Source organism: Candidatus Poriferisodalis multihospitum, from assembly GCF_028283155.1.
In the GTDB taxonomy this organism is placed as follows: Bacteria; Actinomycetota; Acidimicrobiia; order Acidimicrobiales; family Poriferisodalaceae; genus Poriferisodalis; species Poriferisodalis multihospitum.
The window spans coordinates 24511-44918 of record NZ_JAPYOK010000089.1 but is presented as its reverse complement, the minus strand read 5'-3'; the positions used below and the strand labels follow the sequence as shown (position 1 = coordinate 44918).

Genomic DNA, 20408 nt, shown 5'->3' with positions numbered 1-20408 from the left:
TACTGCTCACGGCCGGCGACCGCGGAAGCGCTGTGTCAGATCGCGTCGGCGAGAGCGCCTGGGAGATCGGGGTGGCTGAATTCGAAGCCGTCGTCGGTCAGGGCGTCGGGCATGACCCGTGTCGAGTCGAGCAGCAGTGCTTGGCCCATCTCGCCGAGTGCTGCTCGGATCGCGAACCGGGGTGCCGGCATGAACGACGGGCGTCCTAGCGCCGCGCTCAGCGCACGCTGGAAGTCTCGCTGGCGGACGGGATTGGGGGCCGTCAGGTTGAACGCCCCACTGGCGTCACTGTCGATGAGGTGACGGACGGCCCGCACCTCGTCTTCGAGGCTGATCCAGCTCCACCATTGACGGCCGGATCCCAGCGGACCGCCGGCACCAAGCCGCGTGATCTTTGCCATCCGCTTAATGGCCTCGGCCCCGGGCCCCACGACGAGACCGGTGCGGATGCGCACCAGCCGCACGCCGGCGTCGGGAATCGGCACGGCTGCACGCTCCCAGCGCATGCACACGTCGGCCAGGAAGCCGTCGCCCGGCAGCGACCGCTCGGTCAGCTCCTCTTCGCCCCGGTTGCCGTAGAAGCCGATGGCCGAGCCGCAGACGAACACCGATGGCTTGGCGTCGAGCTCACGGATGACCCCGGCAAGCAGGCGGGTGGAATCGACGCGGCTCGACATGATCGCCGCCTTGCGCGCCGGCGTCCACCGCCCCCCGATGCTCTCGCCCGCCAGGTGGACGATGGCATCCGACCCCTCCAGCGCGGACGCGTCAATCGTCCCTGCGGCCACGTCCCACGCGACTGCTCGCTCGGCCGCTGCTTCATCTGCGGCTAGCGCACCGACCGGATCGGGCCGCCGGGAGATGCCGACGACCTCGTGACCATCGGCACGCAAGCTCGTGGCCAGCGCCCCGCCGATCAGCCCGCGAATGCCAGTGATGGCGACTCGTAAGCGATACATCAGGTCCATCATGTCGCGCCGGGCCGCCCCCGCAGGGACGCGCAGCGCGGCCGCGCGGACTAGTGCCCGACGGGCCTGATGCTCGGGCTACCGACCGACGAAATTGCCGGGGCGGCGTTCGCTGACGGCCTTCATGCCTTCGCGGGCGTCTTCGGTGCCGGACAGGCGGAGCTGCTCGGCGGCTTCGCGCTGGGTGACCTCGCGCACCTTGTCGCCGAGGCCGAGCCGCAGCGTGGCCTTGATGGCCCGCACCGCCAGCGGCGCGTTGGCAGCGATCTCACGCGCCACTTCGATGGCGCGGTCGCGCACCTGATCGGCGGCCACGCACTCGTCGGCCAATCCCAGCTCCACCGCCTCGTCGCCTTTGTAGCGCTTGGCGCCCAGCAGCACCTTCGCGGCGCGCTCGGGGCCCAGCAGCAGCGGCATGGTCACGCTCATGCCGAAGCCCTGGTGAATGCCCAGCGAGGCGAAGTTGGCGCAGAACCGCGCTTCGGGGCAGGTAATGCGGATGTCGGGCACCATCGCCAGGCCCAGGCCGCCGCCGATGGCGGGGCCGTGAATGGCCCCGACAATCGGCAGGGTCACGTCGAAGAGCCGGCCCGACCCTTGGTACAGCTGCAGCGTGGCGCTGCCGCCGACCTTCTCTTCGGCACCGCCGCCGACGCCCTCGCCGCCCAGGTCGGCGCCGGCGCAGAACGAGCGGCCCTCGGCCGCCAGCACGGCACAGCCGATGCTCATGTCCTCTTCCAGCTCCACCATGGCGTCGGCAATGTCGTGCACCTGGCGGTAGCTCAGGAAGTTGTGCGGCGGGCGATCCATGACCACCAGCCCGACGCGCCCGTCCCGCTCGATCCTCAGTCCGTCTGCCATTGCCCCGTCTCCGATCACCCGGTCTGCTGACCCAGTCTCTGCTCGCTCGGCGGCTCACGCTAGTGGTCGCCGAACTAGCGTGACCGTTCGAACACGGCAGCCGGAAACTCCGGGAACTTCACGGCCGCCGTGCACACGAGGGGGCAGCCGTGACTCAGACCGACACCGCCGACGCAACGAACGAAACCGCAGCGCACGTGCGCACGGCGTCCATCGACTGGGACGAGCTGCTGGCGCGTCTGCAGGCCGTGCTGCGCATCCGCACGACGCCGATCGGCATGAAACTCTTCGAAACGGTCGAGGCGATGAACGAAGTGCCGCGCGTGCGCCGCCCCAACGCCATCCACACCACCGATCAGATCGTGGGGATGGCGTGCCGGCTGAACTGGACCGTCGGCATCACCATGGACGACCTGGTCGGCGCGCAGTGCGGCGCCGTGATCGGGCTGCACCCCCAAGACGACAAGTGGCTGTCGGGCGACCGCATGGCCGGTGTTTGGTACGAGACCCTGGAAGACGCCTCCGCGCACCAGCACGCCATGGACTTCGTGCCCTACGGCACCTATGAGGCGATGGTGGTCTCGCCGCTGTCGTCGAAGCGGCTTGACCCGCCCGATGTCTGCATGATCTACGCCACCCCGGCGCAGATGATCATCTTTATCAACGGCCTGCAGTGGCGCGAGTACAAGAAGCTGGAATGGGGCTGCGTGGGCGAATCGGCCTGCGCTGACTCGTGGGGCCGGGCACTGCGCACCGGCGAGCCCAGCGTGTCGCTGCCCTGCTTCGCCGAGCGGCGCTACGGCGGCGTGATGGAAGACGAGCTGCTGATCGCGCTCACACCCGAAGACCTGGTTGTTGCTGTGGAGGGCATGGAGGCGCTGGCGCGGAACGGTCTGCGCTACCCGATCCCGCCGTACGGCATCCAGACCGACGCCCGCGCCGGCCTCGGTGCCAGCTACGACTGAGCACGCCGGCCGACCAACCTGATCAAGCGCAGAACGAACACAGACAGGGGACAACGTGGCACTGCAACCGACCAAGGAAGGCTTCGACTTGGGCATCGTCACCAGCAACGGTGACGAGATGCTCGCGTTCTACCGCGACGTGCTCGGACTGGAGTTCGAGGCGACGCTCAACATGGAGCAGGTGGGCATCGCCCAGATGCACCGGCTGTGGGCAGACAAGAGTCTGCTCAAGCTCGTGGTGCCTGTGGCCGACGTGCCGACGGGGGCCACAGGCGGCATCACCGGCGCCACCGGGCTGCGCTACTTCACGTTCAACGTCGGCAACTTCGAAGAGGTCATGACCGCCTGCGAGGATGCTGGGGCCAACATCATCTGGCGACGGCTGGAAGCCCGACCTGGCGTGGTAGTCGGCATGGTCGAGGATCCCGACGGCAACTGGGTTGAATTCATCGACAACCCCGGCTGATCATCGAAAGCCCGCTATGCCTGATCCACGGCGCACGACGATCCACCATCTCCTGGACGACGCACGCTCGGGACTGGAGCGAGTCGCTCCTGCTGAGCTGGCCAATCTGATGGCGGCCGCGAGTCGCGCCGAGGGCGGACGGCTGCGGGTCATCGACATACGGCCGCGAGATGACCGGGAGAGGACCGGCGTCATCGAAGGTTCCGAGCACATCGGGCAGTTGGTGCTGGAGTGGCGCCTCGACCCGGACTCGGGCGCTTCGGAGGGAACCGCTGCAGATTTCGACGACCACCTCGTCATCCTCTGCAACCAGGGCTACAGCTCGAGCCTTGCCGCAGCTCAACTGCAGCGATTGGGCTTCAGGCGGGCAACCGATCTCGACGGCGGAGTCGAAGGCTGGATCGAGGCCGGTTTGCCAGTAGTGCCGCCACCCGAAGCGAGCGGCAGGCCTGCCGACTAGCTGAACGGGCTGTCGACTGGCGCAGCGACGCCTGCCGCCGCGCGACGCTCAGCCGGTGGCTGGTGCCGGCCGCTCGCGCAGTCTCGTGATGACGTCGGCCATGAAGTCGTCGTCCTGCGCCCCCGGTATCACGAGCCGACCGTCGAACAGCCAACTCGGTGTGGCGCTGATCCCCCACTCATTCGCTCGGGTCATCGATGCGCGCAGTGCCGGCAACAACTCGTCGTTGGCCACCACTCGGCGCAGCACGGCGGGATCGATGGCCACGTCGGACGCCAATTCGACCAGCACATCGGGATCGGCGACATCGAGCTCATCTTCCCAATAGGCCGCATAGAGCCGGTCGTGATAGCGCTCGGCGGCGTCGGGGTCGGCATGCTCGACGGCCAACGCGGCCTGGTGTGCCTTGGCGCTGTTTCGCAGGCGCTTGGGCACCACGAACGTGATGCCTTCGGCCTCGGCCATCGTGGCGATCCGCTCGAAGCTCATGCGGACATCGACGCCCTCGAGCGGCACTTCGGGATGGATCTCGTACGCCAGCCAGGTGATGTCGAGGTTGTGCCGTTCAGCCAGACGGACCGCCCGGGCCCGTGCCAAGTGGCACCACGGTCACAGGTAATCCGACCACACCAGCACCGACATCGCCTCAGCAGTCGTCATCGCCTCGACCTCCGTGGCACATCCTCGCACACCGGCTCCTGCGGCTCGGCGGGATCACAGGCCGCCGGGTAGGTTGCCGCGCATGGACTTCACCATCCCCGCGGACATCGCGCAGCTGCTCGACGACCTGGACACGTTCATCGACGACGTCATCAAGCCCATCGAGAACGAAGACGACAACATCCGCTTCTTCGACCACCGGCGAGAGGACTCGCGCACAGACTGGGAACGCGAGGGCTTGCCCAACGCCGAGTGGGAAGCGCTGCTGGTGCGGATGCGCAAGGAGGCCGACAAGGCGGGGTTCCTGCGCTGGCACCTGCCGAAGCGCTTCGGCGGCAGCGACGGCACCAACCTCGGGATGGCCATCATCCGGGAGCATCTCGCTCGCCGCGGCTTGGGATTGCACAACGACTTGCAGAACGAGAATTCGATCATCGGCAACTTCCCAACCGTGCTGATGATGGAGCGCTACGGCTCAGAAGCCCAGCAGGAGTACTGGATCCCCAGGATGCTGGAAGGCCAGGCCCGCATCGGGTTCGGCCTGACCGAGCCGCTGCATGGCTCAGATGCCACCTGGATGGAGACCACGGCCGTGCGCGACGGCGACGAGTGGGTGATTAACGGCGAGAAGTACTGGAACACCGGCCTGCACCACGCCACCCACGACTACATCTTCGCCCGCACCTCGGGGAACCCCGGCGAGGGGCACGGCATCACCTGCTTCATCGTCCCGGTGGACACACCCGGCTTTGCGGTCGAGAAATTCATGTGGACGTTCAACATGCCCACCGACCACGCCCATGTCCGGCTGACCGATGTGCGGGTGAGCAACGACGACATCCTGGGCGCCGAAGGCCGGGGCCTGCAGACGGCGCAGCTGTTCGTGCACGAGAACCGGATCCGCCAAGCGGCGTCATCGGTGGGCGCCGGGCTGCACTGCATCGACGTGGCCGTCGACTATGTGAAGAACCGCACCACGTTCGGCAAGCCGCTGGCGCAGAACCAGGCCATCCAGTTCCCGCTGGCTGAGCTGTACACCGAGGCCGAGATGACCCGGGCACTGATCTGGAAGACCGCTTGGCAGATGGACGAGGGCATCGACCACATGGAGATCACCGACAAGGTGGCCATGTGCAACTACCGCGGCAACCGGTTCTGCTGCGATGCGGCGGATCGGGCCATGCAGAGCTGCGGCGGCAACGGCTACGGGCGCCATATGCCGTTCGAGCACATCTACCGGCACCACCGCCGGTACCGGATCACCGAGGGTTCAGAGGAGATCCAGATCCGCAAGGTCGCCGGCAAGCTGTTCGGCTTCGCCGGCAGGGCGAAGGGCTAACACAGCGCCGGAAGGGCGAAGGGCTAGCGCCGTCAGTCGTCGAGACGGGCGGTGGCTTGGCCGGTGAGAACTGGCCGGTCGTCCTGGTTGGTGGTGGTGATGGTGAGATCGACCACCCTCTGGCCGTCCTCGTCACGGATGTCGGCAACCTCGGCCTTGGCGGTGAGGGTGTCGCCTGGCCACACTTGGCTGGTGAACCGCACGCCGTAGTAGGTGAGGCGGCCGTCGCCGACGAAGTTGGTGACCATGCGGCCGGTCATGCCCATGGTGAGCATCCCGTGGGCGAACACCGTCGGGTAGCCGGCCACCTCGGTGACGAACTTCTCGTCGGTGTGGACGGGGTTGTAGTCGCCAGACGCTCCTGCGTACTGGACGATCTGGGTGCGGGTGAGGTCGTCGACGATCTGCTCGGAGTAGCTGTCGCCGACGTTGAGCTGCGATGCGCTGAGTGCCATGTCTGTCTTCCTTCCTAGTCCTCAATGACCTTCTCGGTGACGACGCCGACGCCCTTGGCCGTGATGACCAGCTCGTCGTCCTCGTCGCGGTACTCGGTAACGGCCTCGGAGAACTTGAGAATGCCTGCCCGCTTGGACTGCTTCTCCCACCGCTCGCCGTCGTAGGTGACCGTGTGCAGCACGTCACCGGGCTTCAGATGCCGGTGATAGGTGAAGTGCTGCTCGGCGTGCAGGCCTCCTGCCGCGGCACCGGACTGCTTGTCGCCCTCACGCTCGTCTTTGACGTCGTCGCCATCGGCTTCGGACAAGTCACGCACCAAGGTGCCCGAGGCGGTGCGGCCGCTGCCGAACCACTTCTTGTCGGGTTTGGGGCGCAGGAAGTAGTCGGGGTCGAATTGCGCACTCGACTGGGCGAAGGTCGGCGGCGCGATGATCGAGCCGACCTCAGTGCCAGCCGCGTATTCGGGGTCGCTGTAGATCGGGTTCGTGTCGCCGATGGACCTCGCGAACATCAGGATGTGCGAGGCCTCCACGGGAAATCGCTCGACTGCCATGTCCGGCTCCTTTTGCGGCAGGTTGCGTCAGATCGCCGCCGGACCATGATGGCAGCCACGCACGCACGGCGCAGCCGAACCGTTCAGGCCAGAGCCTTCGCCAATGCGCCGCGGACGGCGGCCGGATCCTCGTTCATCATCATGTGACCGGCTCCGGCAAGGTGAACGACGTCGCAGTCCGCGAAATCGGCGATCAGCGCCCCGGCCGCTCGGGGCGGCGTCATCTTGTCCTCGCTGCCGACGATGACCGTGACCGGGCACTGGACCCGGGCAGCGACGTCGCCGGCCTCGTAGGCGGCGCAGGCAGACAGGTCGGCGTGGATCACGCCGTCATCGGCCCGTTCCAGCAGGGCCACGCTGCCGCCGAGCATCCACAATCCCGGCGTGGGGTTGGTAGCAACGTGAGCGCGGTTGCCGTGTCCCCATGCCGTCATGAGCTCTGGTGCCAGCAGCTCGTTGTTCTCGGCTGCGCCCAGCAGCGCCGGATGGACGGGCATGCCGGCGGCAGTGCCCAGCAGAACCAGCCGGGCGATGCCATCGGGATGTGCCGCGGCCGCCTCGGTGCACACCAGCGATCCCATCGAGTGACCCACCAGTCGGACTTCGTCGCAGCCAAGCTGCTCGCGCACGGCCGCGATGGCCTCGGTGAGCCAGGCAGCCATCTCGGCGACCGAACCCAGCGGCTCGCCGTCGCTGTTGCCGTGACCCGGCAGGTCGATGGCGAGCGGCGTGTAGCCGTGGTGCGCCAACCAGCGGGTCTGCAGCTGCCACACCGTCCGGTTCATGCCTGCGCCATGCACGAGGAGTACTACTGGCGCTTCAGCTGCTGACGCCGCGTCGGGAACCACGCCCCCGGCGGCCACACCGACGGCCTGACCGCGGACATCGAGCGAGAAGGCTTCGGTAGCTGTCATCGGTTCAACCCTTCTGCGATGCCCGCAGGGCGCGGGACAGGTCCGAGATGATGTCGCCCGGGTGCTCGAGGCCCACCGACAGCCGCACCAGGTCCTCGCCGACGCCGGCAGCGACCAGATCCTCAGCGCTCATCTGCTGGTGGGTGGTGCTGGCGGGATGGATCACCAGCGTCTTGGCGTCGCCCACGTTGGCGAGATGGGAGGCCAGCCGCACCGCCTCGATGAAGCGCCGTCCGGCCTCGCGGCCGCCTTCGACGCCGAAGCTCAGGATTGCGCCGGCGCCCCGCGGCAGCAGCCGCTTGGCCAGCTCGTGGTCGGGGTGCGACGGCACCGACGGGTGGCTCACCCAGCTCACGGCGTCGTGGGAGGTGAGGAACTCGATCACCGCCTCGGTATTGGCGACATGGCGGTCCATGCGCAGAGGGAGAGTCTCAACGCCCTGCAGCAGGTGGAATGCCACCGCCGGGCTCATGGCGGCGCCGAAGTCGCGCAGACCCTCCGCTCGGGCCCGCATCGACAGCGCTTGGGGACCGTACTCGTCGGTGAAGGCGATGCCGTGGTAGCCCGCATACGGCTCGCTGAGCGTCGGGAACTTGCCCGAGGCGGCCCAGTCGAAACGGCCGCCGTCCACCACGACGCCGCCGATCGCCACGCCATGCCCGCCGAGGAACTTGGTGGCGCTGTGCATCACGATGTCAGCGCCCAGCTCGATGGGGCGCATCAGATGCGGCGTGGTGAAGGTGGCGTCGAGCATCAGCGGCAGTTCGGCCTCGTGCGCCACTGCGGCCACGGCCGGGACGTCGAGCACCTCGATGTTGGGATTGCCCAGCGTCTCGGCGAACAGCACCTTGGTGTTGGGCTGTATGGCCATGCGCCACGCATCGAGATCGCGGGGATCCACGAACGTCGTGGTGATGCCGAAGCGGGGCAGCGTCAGGCTCAGGATGTTGTGAGTGCCGCCATAGATGTTGCGGCTGGCCACGATGTGATCGCCCGCTGAGGCGATGGTGGCGCACGCCAGGTGGAACGCCGCCATGCCGCTGGCAGTGCACACCGCGCCGACGCCGCCCTCAAGCGCGGCGATCCGCTCCTCGAGCACGGCCACCGTGGGATTGGAGATGCGGCTGTAGATGTGGCCGGGAATCTCCAGGTTGAACAGGCTGGCCGCCTGCTCGGTGTCGGTGAAGCTGAACGACGTGGTCTGGTAGATCGGCACGGCTCGCGCCCCGGTGGTCGGGTCGGGCCGCTGGCCGGCGTGCAGCGCCAGCGTGTCGAAGTGCAGGAAATCCGGCTCGACCATGGGTGCCTCCGGGGTCGCTTGCCTGCATTCAAGCACTGCTTTGCTATTGAGCGGCTCGAATCGCTTCCCAGACGCGCTGGGGTGTGACGGGAATGTCGATGTGGGTCACGCCGAGGTGGGCAACGGCGTCGATGACGGCGTTCTGAACGGCGGGCGGGGCGGCGATGGCCCCGTTCTCTCCGATGCCGCGGGTGCCGAGCTCATTGCGTTCGGTCGGCGTGCCGAGCCGGGCGGTGTCGATGGGCGGCAGATCGGCGGCGGCCGGGATCAGGTAGTCCACGAGCGTGGTGGTGCGGGGCGTGCCGTCGGCGTCCCACTGCCCCGCTTCCATCAGCGCCTGGGAGATGCCGGCGACCGCGCCGCCGTGCTGCTGACCCTCGACCGATGCCTCCGACAGCATCCGCCCGCAGTCGTCCACGGCAGCAAACGCCAACAGCTCGACGCGGCCTGTCTCGGCGTCGACCTCCACGACTGCGGCGTGGGTGCCGTAGGGATGGGTCACGCCGGCGCTGCGCTCGGTGACGGTTGCGCTGATTCCCTCCGGCGCCGCAGCAGCAATGTCGGCCCAGCTGGTCAGCCGGGATGGCACGCCGGCAACGTGCGCGCCGTCGGGGGTGAGACTGATGTCGTCGGGGCTGGCTTCGAGCAGTTCTCCGGCCACTTCGCAGATGCGCGCACGCAATTCGGTCGCGGCTTCGGCGATCTGGCTGCCCAGCACCGACGCGGTGCGCGAACCGCCGGTCACCCCGCCGTACGACGATGTCGCCGAGTCGGCGTCATTCACCCGCACGGCGCCTTGGGCGATCCCGACCCGGGCGCTCGTGATCTGGGCCCACAGGCTGTGATGCCCCTGGCCGTGGCCGTGGCTGCCGCAGGTCACCAGCACGCTCCCGTCCGCGCCCAGCTCCATCGAGGCGTAGTCGGGGTCGTCGCCGCTGCCTGCGCTCTGGCTGTAGCAGCCGTAGCCGATCCCGATCAGTGCCGAGCGGCTGCTAGCGGCCCGGCGTTCGGCTGCCATCGCCTGCCAGCGCTCGACGTCGATGAGTTCTTGCGCTGTGTCGAGCGCACGGTGCGGGTCGCCGCTGTCGAGCACGATGCCGGTGCCCGTGTCGAACGGCAGCTCGTCGGCACGCAGCAGGTTCCGGCGGCGGACATCGGCGGGGTCGAGGCCCAGCTTGCGGGCACCGGCGTCGATGGCCCGCTCGAGCGCAGCGTTCACCTCGGGCTGGCCGGCGCCGCGGTAGGCACCGGTCGGCGGGGCATTCGTGACCGCGGAGCCGATGCGATAGCGCAATCGCGGCACCCGGTACAGGCCGGTGCTCTGGCGGTAACTGGCCGCCGTCAGCATCGGTGCCATGTGCGGGTACGCGCCGGCGTCGCACCACATGACCACGTCGATCCCGACGATGCGGCCGTCGGGGTCGAAACCCATCCGGATGCGGTGCCGCTGGCCCCGCCCGTAAGGCATCGAGACGAACTGCTCCTGGCGGCTCTGCACCCAGCGCACCGGGCGTTCCAGCAGCTGAGCGGCTCGTGCCGCCACGAAGAACTCCGGCACGGGGTCGCCGCGGCCGCCGAACCCCCCGCCGACCTGCGATTCGCGAACTCGCACTGCCGTCACCGGGATGCCCAGCAGGCGCCGGTACAAGTACGGCGCGCTGTGCACGCCTTGGCCGGTGCTCCAGATGTCGATCTCGCAGTTGGGCGACGCCCCCTGCGCCAGCGGCGTGCCCCGGATCAGCTCGAACGGAGTTGCGACGATGGCGCACGGCTCGATCGGCAGCGACGTGATCCGGTCGTTCTCGCAGACCAGCTCCACCACGCACTGAGCGCCGGCGCAGGGATCCTCACCGGGTGCGGCTGGGGGCGCAGCAGCGTCGTCGAGCACCGTGGGCGGTGACAGGAAGCCGCCGCCGTCGGGGGGATCCAGCGGTCGCACCACGTTGGTTCCTGCATCGGGAAACAGCAGCACGTCGCCGGCTGCGGCCTGCTCGGCGTCGATGACCGCCGGCAGCTCGTCTATCTCGACGGCAACCAGCTCAGCGGCGTCGAGGGCGTGCACGGGCGAGTCCGCCAGCACGACAGCGATCGGCTCTCCGACAAACCGGACGCGCTCGGTGGCCAGCAAAGGCCGGGCCATCTGGCCGCCGAGCGTGGTGGCCCGGTAGTACTCAAGCGGCTCCAAGCCCAGCCCCGCCGCTTCGAAGACCGCAACGACGCCCGGCGCCTGCTCGGCTTCGCGCAGATCCACGTTGCGCAGGTCGCCGTGGGCCACCGTCGAGCGCACAAACGCGGCGTGCAGGCAGCCGTCGGGCAACGGCAGATCGGCCGTGAACGTCGCCTCGCCGCGCAGCATCGGCAGATCCTCGGAGGCAAGTCGCGCCGTCGCCATGGGTTCACCGTAGTGACGCTGATTGCGTTCTTCGAGCCGAGCCGGAACCCTCAGTCGGCCGCCGCAGGCTGCGTGCCAGCGCTCCCAAGCGTGGCGAGCTCGGCGGTGATCTCTGTTCGGTGCTCGTCCAGGTAGGGAGCTCGGCGCATCGGCACGTCGATGCCTCCGACGAGTGAGCCGAGCTGGATCATCGGGCCCCACTCGGTCTCGGGCAGCTCCACGACGTGGCTGTTCTGGAGTGCGACCGCTGCGCCTACGAAGCCGCGCCGCTCGGCCGGCAGGTCGCTGGTGCCTTCCGGCGTCGTCTGGTGCCAGATCCACTCGGGGCCGTCGGCATCGAAAACTTCGAGGTAGGTGCGCTCGGGCCCGGCGCCCCGGTAGTCCATGCCGCCCTTCTCGGCGGGCGGCCGCCCCTCGTACTGCACGAACTCGGCTGCCTGTGCTGCAGTGACGGTCTGGGTGAGCGACGTTCGTACTGTCCGGCCCTCGCCGTCGGCCAAGCGCCGGTAGAGGGAGCAGAGCACGCCGAACGCGGCGATCATCGGCGTGGCGGCGTCGTGCACCGGCACCGTGAGGAACACCGGCTCCTCGTCGCCGCCTTGCGCCGCCATGATCCCGCCCAGAGCCTGCAGCAGAGGATCGAACGCCGGCACCTCAGCCATGGAGTCATCACGTCCGTAGCCGGGGCTCTTCACCAGCACCGCGTCGGGGCGGATGCGCCGCAGATCCTCATCGGCGACGCCTAGGCGTGCCGCGACGCCGGGGCGGAAGTTCTCCACGATGACGTCGGCGCCGGCCACGAGCTGCGCCATGACGACGTGATCGGCAGCGTCTTTGAGGTCGAGGCAGATCGAGCGCTTCGATTGGTTCCAGCCGTTGAAATACGGGCCGAGCACGCGGAATGGATCGCCGCCGGGCTGTTCGATCTTGATGACCTCGGCGCCGAGCATGGCCAAGTGGCGGGTGATGACGGGTCCCGCGATGAAGGAGCTGAGATCGACCGCTTTGACGCTCCGCAGCGGTGCGGTGCCCGGCACCCAAGGCTCCGATTCTGGCTGGGCCGGCCATGCACCTGTTTCCAGCTCGGCTTCGACTGCGGCGGTGTGCTCGCCTAGCCGCGGTGCCGGCTGCAACGCAACCTCGTCGCTGCCGTCGATCCACATCGGCTGGGGCGGCGTGCGCACCGAGCCGACTTCAGGATGCTCAACGGTCGTGTCGAGTCCGTTGACCCGCGCGAGCACTGAGCTTATGAATTCGTCGCGGGTCTGGGTCGGCTGGCAGGGCACATCGTGAGCGCCGAAGATCTCCAACCATTCGTCGAGCGGGCGGGCCGCGAAGGCGTCTTCGAGTATCGGCGTGATCTCCGCCAGCGGCTCGAGATCGAGCAGGCCCCACGGCGGGTCCGGGAACCGCTCGTCGCCCAGCAGGTCTTCGCGGCCGATGGCTCGCAGCATCGCCACGTAGAAGGGATAGGTGCCGCAGGCCACGAACATCCAGCGGTCGTCGGCGGCCCGGAACAGCCGGTACACGGGAAGCCGACCAGCCGAGCCGAGCGGGCAGGAGCCGTCGCGGTCGAGGTCGGCCATCTCGGGCACTTCGAAGTCGCCGATCTGCATGGCGCCCGAGCCGGACACCTCCGAAACGGTGTAGGTCGGTGCCGACCCGTGGGCTCGCCGTGCGTACAGACCCGCTGCGGCTGCCATCGCCCCGAGCATCCCGGCGCCATAGGAGGCCAGCGGCACCACCAACTCGACAGGGCCATCGGAGTAACTGATCTGGTTCCAGCCGATGCCGGTCACGGCGGCTACCTGTGACGGGGTGCCGGCACGGGTCGCGTACGGTCCCTGGTTGCCCCACGTTGGGCACGAGATGATCACGGCGCTTGAAGCATGTCGCCGCACGGCCGCGGCAGTCGGAGCGTCGGGCACGAACACGACGTCGGCGCCGGCAAGCAAGCCACCCAGCAACGGCGCTGTCATCGACGCCGCCGTCGGCCGCAGGATGCCGGGCAGCGACGCCGGTGGCCCGTCGACATCAGCAGGCAGCAGCGCGCGTTCCCATTCGACGCCGTCAGGCACCAGGGAGCGCTTGTTGCGGCTTACCGCGTGGAAGCCGGGATCGGCGCGGTACGGGTCGCCGCCGGGCGGCTCCACCTTGACCACATCGGCGCCCTGATCGGCGAGGAAGCGCGCGGCGTACGGCCCGGCGATGCCGGTGGTCAGCTCCACGACCCGCACACCGTCGAGGCAGCGGCCCGGGGCGTTGCCGTCTCGGGCTACTGCATATGTGCTCACCGGCGCGACTGTAGGTGGACGGCTCGGCAGTCCGCCCGATGCACCGCGCTGGGCGCAGTGGAGCCGATGCGGGCGCAGCGACGACCAGGGCTGCTCCCCGGTCACCGCGGCCCGAGCGTCGTACGATGTCCCTCGTGACGACCACAACCGATGCCACCGCCGACCCATTCACCGAGATCCCGATCCCGCAGGCGCCGACGTTCGACACGATCGAAGCCGAGCGGCAGCACCGCAAGGAGCGCCTCGCTTCGGTGTACCGGGCGTTCTCGCTGTTCGGCTTCGAGGAGGGCGTGGCCGGCCACGTCACCGCACGCGACCCCGAATGGACCGACCACTTCTGGGTCAACCCGTTCGGCGTGGGCTTCGGCCAGATCAAGGTGTCCGACCTGCTGCTGGTGGATCACGACGGCAACATCGTGGAAGGGCGCTACCCGCTGAACCAGGCGGCCTTCGCCATTCACAGCGAAGTGCACAAGGCCCGGCCTGACGTGATCGCCGCGGCGCATACCCACTCGCTGTATGGCAAGACGTGGTCGAGCCTGGGACGCCTGCTGGACCCGCTCACCCAGGACGCCTGCGCCTTCTACGAAGACCACGCCCTGTTCGACGACTTCACCGGTGTGGTGCTCGACACCTCCGAAGGCAAGCGCATCGGCCAGGCGCTCGGCAGCTGCAAGGCGGTGATCCTGCAGAACCACGGGCTGCTCACCGTCGGCCAGACCGTGGACGAAGCTGCGTGGTGGTTCATCACCATGGAGCGCACCTGCCAGAGCCAGCTGCTGGCTGAGGCGGCTGGCACGCCGATCCCGATCCGCCACGAATCGGCCAAGCTCACGGCGTCGCAGACGGGCAGCCCACTGGCCGGCTGGTTCAGCTACCAGCCGATCTACGACAAGGTCCTCGAGCGAGATCCCAGCTTCCTCGACTGAGCGTCGGCGCCGTCCCGGCGCGGGCGTGCACCGCCTACCACTCGGCGGCGATGTACTGCGTCTCGCAGAACTCGTAGATGCCCTCGCTGGCGCCCTCGCGGCCCAGGCCCGACTGCTTCATGCCGCCGAAGGGCGCCGCGGGGTCCGACACGGCACCGCGATTCAGGCCGATCATGCCGGCCTCGATGCGCTCGCTGACCGCGAGACCCTTCGCCAAGTCCTGCGTGTACACGTAGCCGATGAGGCCCATCTCGGTGTCGTTGGCGGCTGCGATCATGGCGTCGGTATCGGTGAAGCTGGAGATCGGTGCCACTGGGCCGAAGATTTCCTCACGAGTGATGGGCGCGCCGTGCTCGACGCCACCGAGCACGGTCGGCTCGTAGAAGAAACCCGGACCGTCGATGGCAGCGCCGCCGGTGACCGCAGTCGCTCCCCCGTCGACCGCTGAGCGGACCAGGCGGTCGATGTTCTCCACTGAGGCTGCGTTGATCATCGGGCCGCAGGTGACATCGGGATCACTGCCGTTGCCGACCTTCATGGCGCTCATTTCCGTTGCCAGTCGGTCGACGAACTCGTCGTGAACCGGCGCTTCGACGAAGAAGCGGTTGGCGGCGGTGCAGGTCTCGGCGGAGTGGCGCATCTTGGCGACCATGGCGCCAGCCGTGGCTGCTTCCAGGTCAGCGTCGGCGAACACGACGAATGGGGCGTTGCCGCCCAGCTCCATCACCACCTTGAGCACCCGGTCGGCGCAGCGCTTCAGAAGGACACGGCCGACTTCGGTGGAGCCGGTGAACGACAGCATGCGCACTGCCCGGTGGTCGACGACGGCGTCAAGCCAGGCCCCGGCGTCGGCCGTGGGCACCAGATTGACGACGCCGGGCGGCACACCGGCCTCGCCCAGCAGCTCCGCTACTCGCAGCGAGGTGAGCGGCGCTTCCCGGGGCGGCTTGATGACCACCGCGTTGCCCGCTGCGAGAGCCGGGGCGAGCTTGCGGGTGATCATCGCGGCAGGGAAGTTCCACGGTGTGATCATCGCCACGACACCGACGGGAGGGTGACGGGTGATGATGCGGTTGGCGCCCGAGGGGGCGACGCTGATCGAGCCGTGGATGCGCACCGCCTCTTCGGCGTTCCAGCGGAAGAACTCGGCGGCATAGGCCACCTCGCCGATGGCGTCGGCGCGGGGCTTGCCGTTCTCCAGCGTGATGAGGTCGGCCAGCTCGTCGGTGTGCTCGATCAGGATCCGGTGGGCGTCGCGCAAGATCTCCGAGCGGACGCGAGGCGCCGTGGCCGCCCAGCCGGGCTGCGCTGCGGCAGCCGCGTCGCACGCGGCGACCGCATCGGTTGGCGTCCCCGCCGCGACGCCGGCGGCAACGTCGCCGGTCGCCGGATCGAGCACGTCGATCAGCTCGCCGCCTGCGGCGCCGTGCCAGCGTCCTCCAATGAGCATCTGCGTTTGCATCGCGCCAGCATCGCAAATCAACCGCTCGCTGCGCGCCATCGCAACCGGGCCTCAACGCTGCAACCATTCACGCTTCGGCAATACCGCGGGGTTGCCGCTGAGCCGAGGGGCCGCTCGCAGTGCCGCAACAGCCCGCTCTGCTGCGAGTCCGGACGGTCAGTCGCCGTAGTGCAGCAGGCCCTTCTCACCGGCGCGCATCTCTTCGACGGCACGCTGCGCATCACCGATCGCGCCTTCGAACTGGGCGATGACGGCGTCGCGGTCGGAGGTGAACTCCAGCTCGTCGATCAGATGCGCCAGGCGATCCTTGCTCCGCCATGCCGCGAACTTGGCCCACTCGGTCCACAGCGTCTCTGGGTCGTCGATGCCGATCAGGTCGGACGTGCGACTCTGCTCGTCGACAGCGGCACCGGTCGCCACGTAACCGTTCACCATCGAGATGCGCTCGCACATCTCGTCGAGCGGGCCGGCGCGGTGCACCACCATGTCGCCGTGCAGCGCCACGGCATAGCCCGGTCCGGGAAACTCGGGAGCGACGGTCCGCTCAGTCGGGACCTGCTCGCCAGCCTCGGCCAGCGCTGCGGCCTCGTGCTTGGTGCCCCCGAACCACTCGAAACGCCCGCCGGCAACCTGCGCAGGATCAGTCACCGCCAGCACGTAGTCGAGCGGCAACGTGTCGTGATGCCACTTGTCGATGCCCACGTCGATCCGCGACGGCTCATAGTTGATGTGGCCGAGGTGCACCGGCATCGGATGCGGGGCGATCTCGATGCCGTAGATCGCTTCGAGGTGCGCTGTCACCTCGGGGCTGAGGCAGAGATCGCGCAGCCAGCGTGAGCGGTAGCAGCCGCCGCGCACAGTCCGCTCGATGCGCTCGCCCGCCGGGCGGATGAAACAGCGCAGCCGCCGGGCGGTCTCCAGCATGATCGCCGCACCCTCGTCGCTCAGCATCCGGAACGGCGACGACAGCGCCACCGGTGTGGCCTTCGTGGCAACCTCGGCGGCGTCGTAGCCGAGGTCGGCCAGCATCAGCACCTCGGCGGGTTCCTCCAGCTGCAGATGCCGGACAGGATCGAACGCCGGCTCGCCGTCCAGCCACTCGTAGCCCCGCGGCTGCGTCTGCGGAAAGGGAATCGCCTCGCCCATCAACGCCTGTCCTGCGAGTTGACCTTGGCAGCAACGGCAGCCAAGTGTTCGTCGTTGGCCCGACTGGCTGCGATCTCGGTGGTCACGTAGCCGGGGTACGCCTCAAAGTACCGGTCACCACGGGCCGTCGTTCCCGACTCGGGGCTCGGCTGCAGGCCGGCAGTCCGATGCAACGGGATGACCTTGGCGTGCAAGTGATCAATCATCATGCCCTCGAACGCAATCGCGCAACGGTCGACATCGTCGTACGCAGCAGCGATCTTGACAGCAACCCGGCGCGCTGCCTCGAACAGCCCCGCAGCGACGTGATCGTCTGCTCGTGCGATGTCGCTGGGCAAGCACTGCTTGGTGATCACCACGCTGAAGCCCTCCGTGTTGGGGAAGATGTCCAAGAATCCAAGATGGCGTTCGTCCTCGTAGACGACGTGGCACGGCTCAGCACCAGCCACGATCCGGCAGAACACGCACTCCCCCATTTGCCGCATTCTGGCCGCTGTGGCCGCGTGGCGGTACTGCCACTCGAATTCAGTGGCGGTAGCGTGCGGCTGCATGGCAAGCAGTATGGGCGACAGCCGGGGGACGCTGGCGGTCACGGGCGATCCGGTGGCCGATCAGCTGGTGCTGGACGACCCGTTTGCGCTGCTGCTCGGGATGATGCTGGACCAGCAGATCCCCATGGAAAAGGCCTTCAAAGGGCCGGCGCTGCTCGCCGAACGGCTGGGTGACCGCTTCTCGCCTGCCTCCATCGCCGAGATGGATCCCGATGAACTGGAGGCGGCCTTCAAGACCAAGCCAGCGGTGCATCGCTTCCCCGGGTCGATGGCGAAGCGCTGCGGCGACTTGGCCCGCCACCTCGTCGAGCACTACGACGGTGACGCGGGCGCCATCTGGGCCGATGTGCGCAGCGGCAAGGCGCTGTACGACCGGCTGCGCGCCCTCCCCGGCTACGGCGACGAGAAGGCGAAGATCTTCGTAGCGATCCTGGCCAAGCGCTTCGGCGTTGCGCCCCGCGGCTGGAAGGCCGCGGCCGGCCCGTTCGCCGACCGCCAGCCGCGCTCGGTGGCCGACATCGACGGTCCTGACGCGCTGGCCGAGGTCCGCATCTGGAAGAAGAAGCAGAAGGCCGCCGGCAAGTCGAAACAAGACTGAGCCTCCGGCCGGCTCCGGCGGTCTTCGACACGATCTGAACCGTTCTCCCGGCTTGGGCGCGCAGGCACGAGGGTTGCGTTCTGTTGCGTACCTGTGTCGGACCATCGTCGAAATTTGCGCCTCCGTGACAACGCTGTTGCTCCTCTGACATAGGCGGAACGCACTCCCCCGCACCGGCGTCGGGCCATCAAGTCGCACGTCCCGCAGCACGTCTGCAGGGTTCGAGCGGCCGAAGGCAACTGACACAAGGGGGACTGACATGTTGCACTTCCGCACACCGGACCGACCGAGACGAACCCGCGGATTCGCTTGGCGAATCGCCGCCGTCCTGCTGGCGTTCTGCTTGGCAGCAGTGGCATGCACGTCGGCCGACACCGATGCCGACGGGACAGCGGCGACGCCGGATGGCGACGCAATCACTCAGACGACGGCCGCTGCCTCGAGCGGTCGGGAACGTCCGGATACGACCCGGTACTCCGAGGACATGGCCGACGACGAGGAATCGGGGGCGCTCGGCGGCGCAGCCGCAGAAGAGGACATCGAGGCGGCCATCGCCGGCGGATCGGCCGAGGAGGAAATGTCGGACGAATCGGGAGGCCAGTACTCAGGCGGCGGACTGTCGCAAGCCGGGTCAGCGCAGTCAGCCCCAGAGCCCGACCATGAGCCTTACGAGCCGCCCCGTCGACGCCACATCGACCCGGACAACTTCGTGGACTACGGCGTGAACCCGTTCGTCGACACCGCCGACGATCCCTTCTCGACGTTCGCACTCGACGTCGACACGGCGTCGTACACCGTCGCCCGCAACTTCCTCGACGGCGGCCAGCTTCCGCCGTTCGAAGCCGTGCGGGTGGAGGAGTTCGTCAACTACTTCGACGGCGGCTACCCCGACGAGATCGACGAGTTCACGATCAACGTGGATGCCGCGCCGTCGCCGTTCGCAGACGACGGCGACCTGCTCCTGCGGGTGGGCGTGCAGGCACCGCACGTTGTGTCCGACGCCGTGGAGCCCGACAGCATCATCCTCGTGCTCGACAGCTCGGGCTCGATGAACCAGGAAACCGGCACCGGCGACTACCGCACCCGGCGCATCGAGCTGGTCTATGACGCCGTCGACCTGCTGCTCGAAGGCCTCGAGCCCGAGACCCGGGTGGGTGTGGTGGCCTACGACGACCACGCCCGCACGGTTGCGAGGCCGTCCGCTGCCGGCCGCAACCATGACGACCTGATGCGACGCATCCAGCGAGATGTGCGGCCCGGCGGCAGCACCAACGTCGCCGACGGCCTCGTGACCGGTTTCCGCATGGCCGAAAGCGAAGCGAGCCGGGGACGCCATGTGCTCGTGCTGCTGTTCTCCGACGGCGTGGCCAACGTGGGCGCCACCGAGACCGACCGGATCCTGCGCCAGCTCGGCGAGCGCTCCGACATCGGCCTGTCCACGATCGGCGTCGGGCTCGGCCCGTTCAACGACGAGCTGATGGAGCAGCTCGCCAACCGGGCCGACGGCTCCTACCACTACATCGACAACCACGACGAGGCGCGGCGGCTGCTCGGCGGCGACATCACCTCGTTCGTCTCGGTTGCGGCCCGCGACGCCAAGATGCAGGTGATCTTCAACCCCGACACCGTGGCCGCCTACCGGCTGCTGGGCTTCGAGAACCGCGACGTGGCCGATCGGGACTTCCGCAATGACGCCGTCGACGCCGGCGAGGTCGCCATCGGCCAGAGCGCCACTGCGCTGTACGAGCTGGCGCTGGTCGAGCTCGACAGCCGCAGCCGTCGCAGCAGCGAGACGCTGGCAAAGGTGACGCTGCGCTACCAGCGTCCGGCCAGCGAGCGGATCACCGAGACATCGGCCACGATCAGGCCCCGCGACACCCACCGCAGCTTCGACGATGCCGACCGGCACTTCCGGCTGGCTGCCGTGGCCGCCGAGTTCGCCGAGGTGCTGCGCGACAGCTGGTTCGTGGACGACTGGTCCATGCGCATCCTCAGCAGGGAAGCCGACGCCGTCGCTCGAGATTTCCGGGGCAGCGACGACGTGGCTGAGCTGGCCCGGCTGATCGACGCCGCCCGGCGCCTGCAGTAGATCGA

At 68.4% G+C, this 20408-nt stretch carries 19 protein-coding genes; 7 read left to right on the top strand and 12 right to left on the bottom strand.

What is annotated here, in order from left to right; all coding sequences use genetic code 11:
• Positions 1-35: 35 nt before the first annotated feature.
• Both VI480_RS09150 and VI480_RS09145 read right to left on the bottom strand, forming a co-directional pair.
• Entirely contained in the window at positions 36-959 is a 924-nt protein-coding gene (locus tag VI480_RS09150; RefSeq protein ID WP_323672524.1) for a TIGR01777 family oxidoreductase, read from the bottom strand.
• An 87-nt stretch (positions 960-1046) separates the two neighbouring features.
• A complete protein-coding gene (locus VI480_RS09145; RefSeq protein ID WP_323672523.1) occupies positions 1047-1829 on the bottom strand; it encodes an enoyl-CoA hydratase/isomerase family protein in 783 nt (260 codons plus the stop codon).
• 197 nt (positions 1830-2026) lie between these two features.
• Between VI480_RS09145 and VI480_RS09140 the strand changes: the two genes are divergently transcribed.
• The 3 genes from VI480_RS09140 to VI480_RS09130 are packed head-to-tail and all read left to right on the top strand — an operon-like array spanning position 2027 to position 3720.
• The gene (locus VI480_RS09140; RefSeq protein ID WP_416246668.1) at positions 2027-2794 is read left to right on the top strand and encodes a DUF169 domain-containing protein; all 768 of its coding nucleotides are present in this window, start codon (positions 2027-2029) and stop codon (positions 2792-2794) included.
• Positions 2795-2849: 55 nt separating this feature from the next.
• Positions 2850-3260, top strand: coding sequence for a VOC family protein (locus VI480_RS09135; RefSeq protein WP_323672521.1), 411 nt, complete (start codon positions 2850-2852; stop codon positions 3258-3260).
• A gap of 16 nt (positions 3261-3276) precedes the next feature.
• On the top strand, positions 3277-3720 hold the full coding sequence (locus VI480_RS09130) for a rhodanese-like domain-containing protein (protein ID WP_323672520.1): 444 nt from the start codon (positions 3277-3279) through the stop codon (positions 3718-3720).
• Positions 3721-3768: 48 nt separating this feature from the next.
• Here VI480_RS09130 and VI480_RS09125 read toward each other — a convergent pair whose 3' ends face one another.
• The gene (locus VI480_RS09125) at positions 3769-4317 is read right to left on the bottom strand and encodes a DsbA family protein (RefSeq protein WP_323672519.1); all 549 of its coding nucleotides are present in this window, start codon (positions 4315-4317) and stop codon (positions 3769-3771) included.
• A gap of 145 nt (positions 4318-4462) precedes the next feature.
• Here VI480_RS09125 and VI480_RS09120 point away from each other — a divergent pair, with 145 nt between their 5' ends.
• Positions 4463-5719 (top strand): acyl-CoA dehydrogenase family protein, encoded by a 1257-nt coding sequence (locus VI480_RS09120; protein WP_323672518.1) that lies wholly within the window; start codon positions 4463-4465, stop codon positions 5717-5719.
• Positions 5720-5751: 32 nt separating this feature from the next.
• On the opposite strand, the gene VI480_RS09115 is transcribed toward VI480_RS09120, so the two are convergent.
• The 6 genes from VI480_RS09115 to VI480_RS09090 form a co-directional block, all read right to left on the bottom strand.
• Positions 5752-6174, bottom strand: coding sequence for a MaoC/PaaZ C-terminal domain-containing protein (locus tag VI480_RS09115; protein WP_323672517.1), 423 nt, complete (start codon positions 6172-6174; stop codon positions 5752-5754).
• Between the two features lie 14 nt (positions 6175-6188).
• Complete coding sequence (locus VI480_RS09110; protein WP_323672516.1) at positions 6189-6728, bottom strand: FAS1-like dehydratase domain-containing protein; 540 nt, start codon at positions 6726-6728, stop codon at positions 6189-6191.
• Positions 6729-6811: 83 nt separating this feature from the next.
• Positions 6812-7642 (bottom strand): alpha/beta hydrolase, encoded by an 831-nt coding sequence (locus VI480_RS09105; protein WP_323672515.1) that lies wholly within the window; start codon positions 7640-7642, stop codon positions 6812-6814.
• Between the two features lie 4 nt (positions 7643-7646).
• Positions 7647-8942, bottom strand: coding sequence for an O-acetylhomoserine aminocarboxypropyltransferase (locus VI480_RS09100; protein WP_323672514.1), 1296 nt, complete (start codon positions 8940-8942; stop codon positions 7647-7649).
• A 43-nt stretch (positions 8943-8985) separates the two neighbouring features.
• Entirely contained in the window at positions 8986-11334 is a 2349-nt protein-coding gene (locus VI480_RS09095; RefSeq protein ID WP_323672513.1) for a xanthine dehydrogenase family protein molybdopterin-binding subunit, read from the bottom strand.
• A 50-nt stretch (positions 11335-11384) separates the two neighbouring features.
• The gene (locus VI480_RS09090; RefSeq protein ID WP_323672512.1) at positions 11385-13628 is read right to left on the bottom strand and encodes a CoA transferase; all 2244 of its coding nucleotides are present in this window, start codon (positions 13626-13628) and stop codon (positions 11385-11387) included.
• 125 nt (positions 13629-13753) lie between these two features.
• Here VI480_RS09090 and VI480_RS09085 point away from each other — a divergent pair, with 125 nt between their 5' ends.
• Entirely contained in the window at positions 13754-14557 is an 804-nt protein-coding gene (locus VI480_RS09085; RefSeq protein WP_416246667.1) for a class II aldolase/adducin family protein, read from the top strand.
• A 34-nt stretch (positions 14558-14591) separates the two neighbouring features.
• Here VI480_RS09085 and VI480_RS09080 read toward each other — a convergent pair whose 3' ends face one another.
• The 3 genes from VI480_RS09080 to VI480_RS09070 all read right to left on the bottom strand — a co-directional run bounded on the left by VI480_RS09080 (position 14592) and on the right by VI480_RS09070 (position 17716).
• On the bottom strand, positions 14592-16019 hold the full coding sequence (locus tag VI480_RS09080; RefSeq protein ID WP_323672510.1) for an NAD-dependent succinate-semialdehyde dehydrogenase: 1428 nt from the start codon (positions 16017-16019) through the stop codon (positions 14592-14594).
• 156 nt (positions 16020-16175) lie between these two features.
• Positions 16176-17165 carry a hypothetical protein gene (locus tag VI480_RS09075; protein ID WP_323672509.1) on the bottom strand — a complete coding sequence of 330 codons (990 nt, stop codon included), beginning with the start codon at positions 17163-17165 and terminating at the stop codon, positions 16176-16178.
• Positions 17165-17716 (bottom strand): HIT family protein, encoded by a 552-nt coding sequence (locus VI480_RS09070; RefSeq protein WP_323672508.1) that lies wholly within the window; start codon positions 17714-17716, stop codon positions 17165-17167. Before VI480_RS09070 ends, VI480_RS09075 begins: the two co-directional genes overlap by 1 nt.
• On the opposite strand from VI480_RS09070, the gene VI480_RS09065 reads away from it, so the two are divergent.
• Complete coding sequence (locus tag VI480_RS09065) at positions 17715-18314, top strand: HhH-GPD-type base excision DNA repair protein (protein WP_323672507.1); 600 nt, start codon at positions 17715-17717, stop codon at positions 18312-18314. The genes VI480_RS09070 and VI480_RS09065 overlap by 2 nt on opposite strands.
• 259 nt (positions 18315-18573) lie before the next feature.
• Positions 18574-20403 (top strand): vWA domain-containing protein, encoded by a 1830-nt coding sequence (locus VI480_RS09060; protein WP_323672506.1) that lies wholly within the window; start codon positions 18574-18576, stop codon positions 20401-20403.
• Positions 20404-20408: the final 5 nt, after the last annotated feature.

Excerpts from the sequence above, each read along its gene's own strand:
- VI480_RS09150 (WP_323672524.1), bottom strand. The coding sequence starts at position 959 with ATGTATCGCTTACGAGTCGCCATCACTGGCATTCGCGGGCTGATCGGC.
- VI480_RS09145 (WP_323672523.1), bottom strand. The coding sequence starts at position 1,829 with ATGGCAGACGGACTGAGGATCGAGCGGGACGGGCGCGTCGGGCTGGTG.
- VI480_RS09130 (WP_323672520.1), top strand. The coding sequence starts at position 3,277 with ATGCCTGATCCACGGCGCACGACGATCCACCATCTCCTGGACGACGCA.
- VI480_RS09120 (WP_323672518.1), top strand. The coding sequence starts at position 4,463 with ATGGACTTCACCATCCCCGCGGACATCGCGCAGCTGCTCGACGACCTG.
- VI480_RS09115 (WP_323672517.1), bottom strand. The coding sequence starts at position 6,174 with ATGGCACTCAGCGCATCGCAGCTCAACGTCGGCGACAGCTACTCCGAG.
- VI480_RS09110 (WP_323672516.1), bottom strand. The coding sequence starts at position 6,728 with ATGGCAGTCGAGCGATTTCCCGTGGAGGCCTCGCACATCCTGATGTTC.
- VI480_RS09105 (WP_323672515.1), bottom strand. The coding sequence starts at position 7,642 with ATGACAGCTACCGAAGCCTTCTCGCTCGATGTCCGCGGTCAGGCCGTC.
- VI480_RS09100 (WP_323672514.1), bottom strand. The coding sequence starts at position 8,942 with ATGGTCGAGCCGGATTTCCTGCACTTCGACACGCTGGCGCTGCACGCC.
- VI480_RS09095 (WP_323672513.1), bottom strand. The coding sequence starts at position 11,334 with ATGGCGACGGCGCGACTTGCCTCCGAGGATCTGCCGATGCTGCGCGGC.
- VI480_RS09085 (WP_416246667.1), top strand. The coding sequence starts at position 13,754 with ATGTCCCTCGTGACGACCACAACCGATGCCACCGCCGACCCATTCACC.
- VI480_RS09080 (WP_323672510.1), bottom strand. The coding sequence starts at position 16,019 with ATGCAAACGCAGATGCTCATTGGAGGACGCTGGCACGGCGCCGCAGGC.
- VI480_RS09075 (WP_323672509.1), bottom strand. The coding sequence starts at position 17,165 with ATGGGCGAGGCGATTCCCTTTCCGCAGACGCAGCCGCGGGGCTACGAG.
- VI480_RS09065 (WP_323672507.1), top strand. The coding sequence starts at position 17,715 with ATGGCAAGCAGTATGGGCGACAGCCGGGGGACGCTGGCGGTCACGGGC.
- VI480_RS09070 (WP_323672508.1), bottom strand. The coding sequence starts at position 17,716 with ATGCAGCCGCACGCTACCGCCACTGAATTCGAGTGGCAGTACCGCCAC.
- VI480_RS09060 (WP_323672506.1), top strand. The coding sequence starts at position 18,574 with ATGTTGCACTTCCGCACACCGGACCGACCGAGACGAACCCGCGGATTC.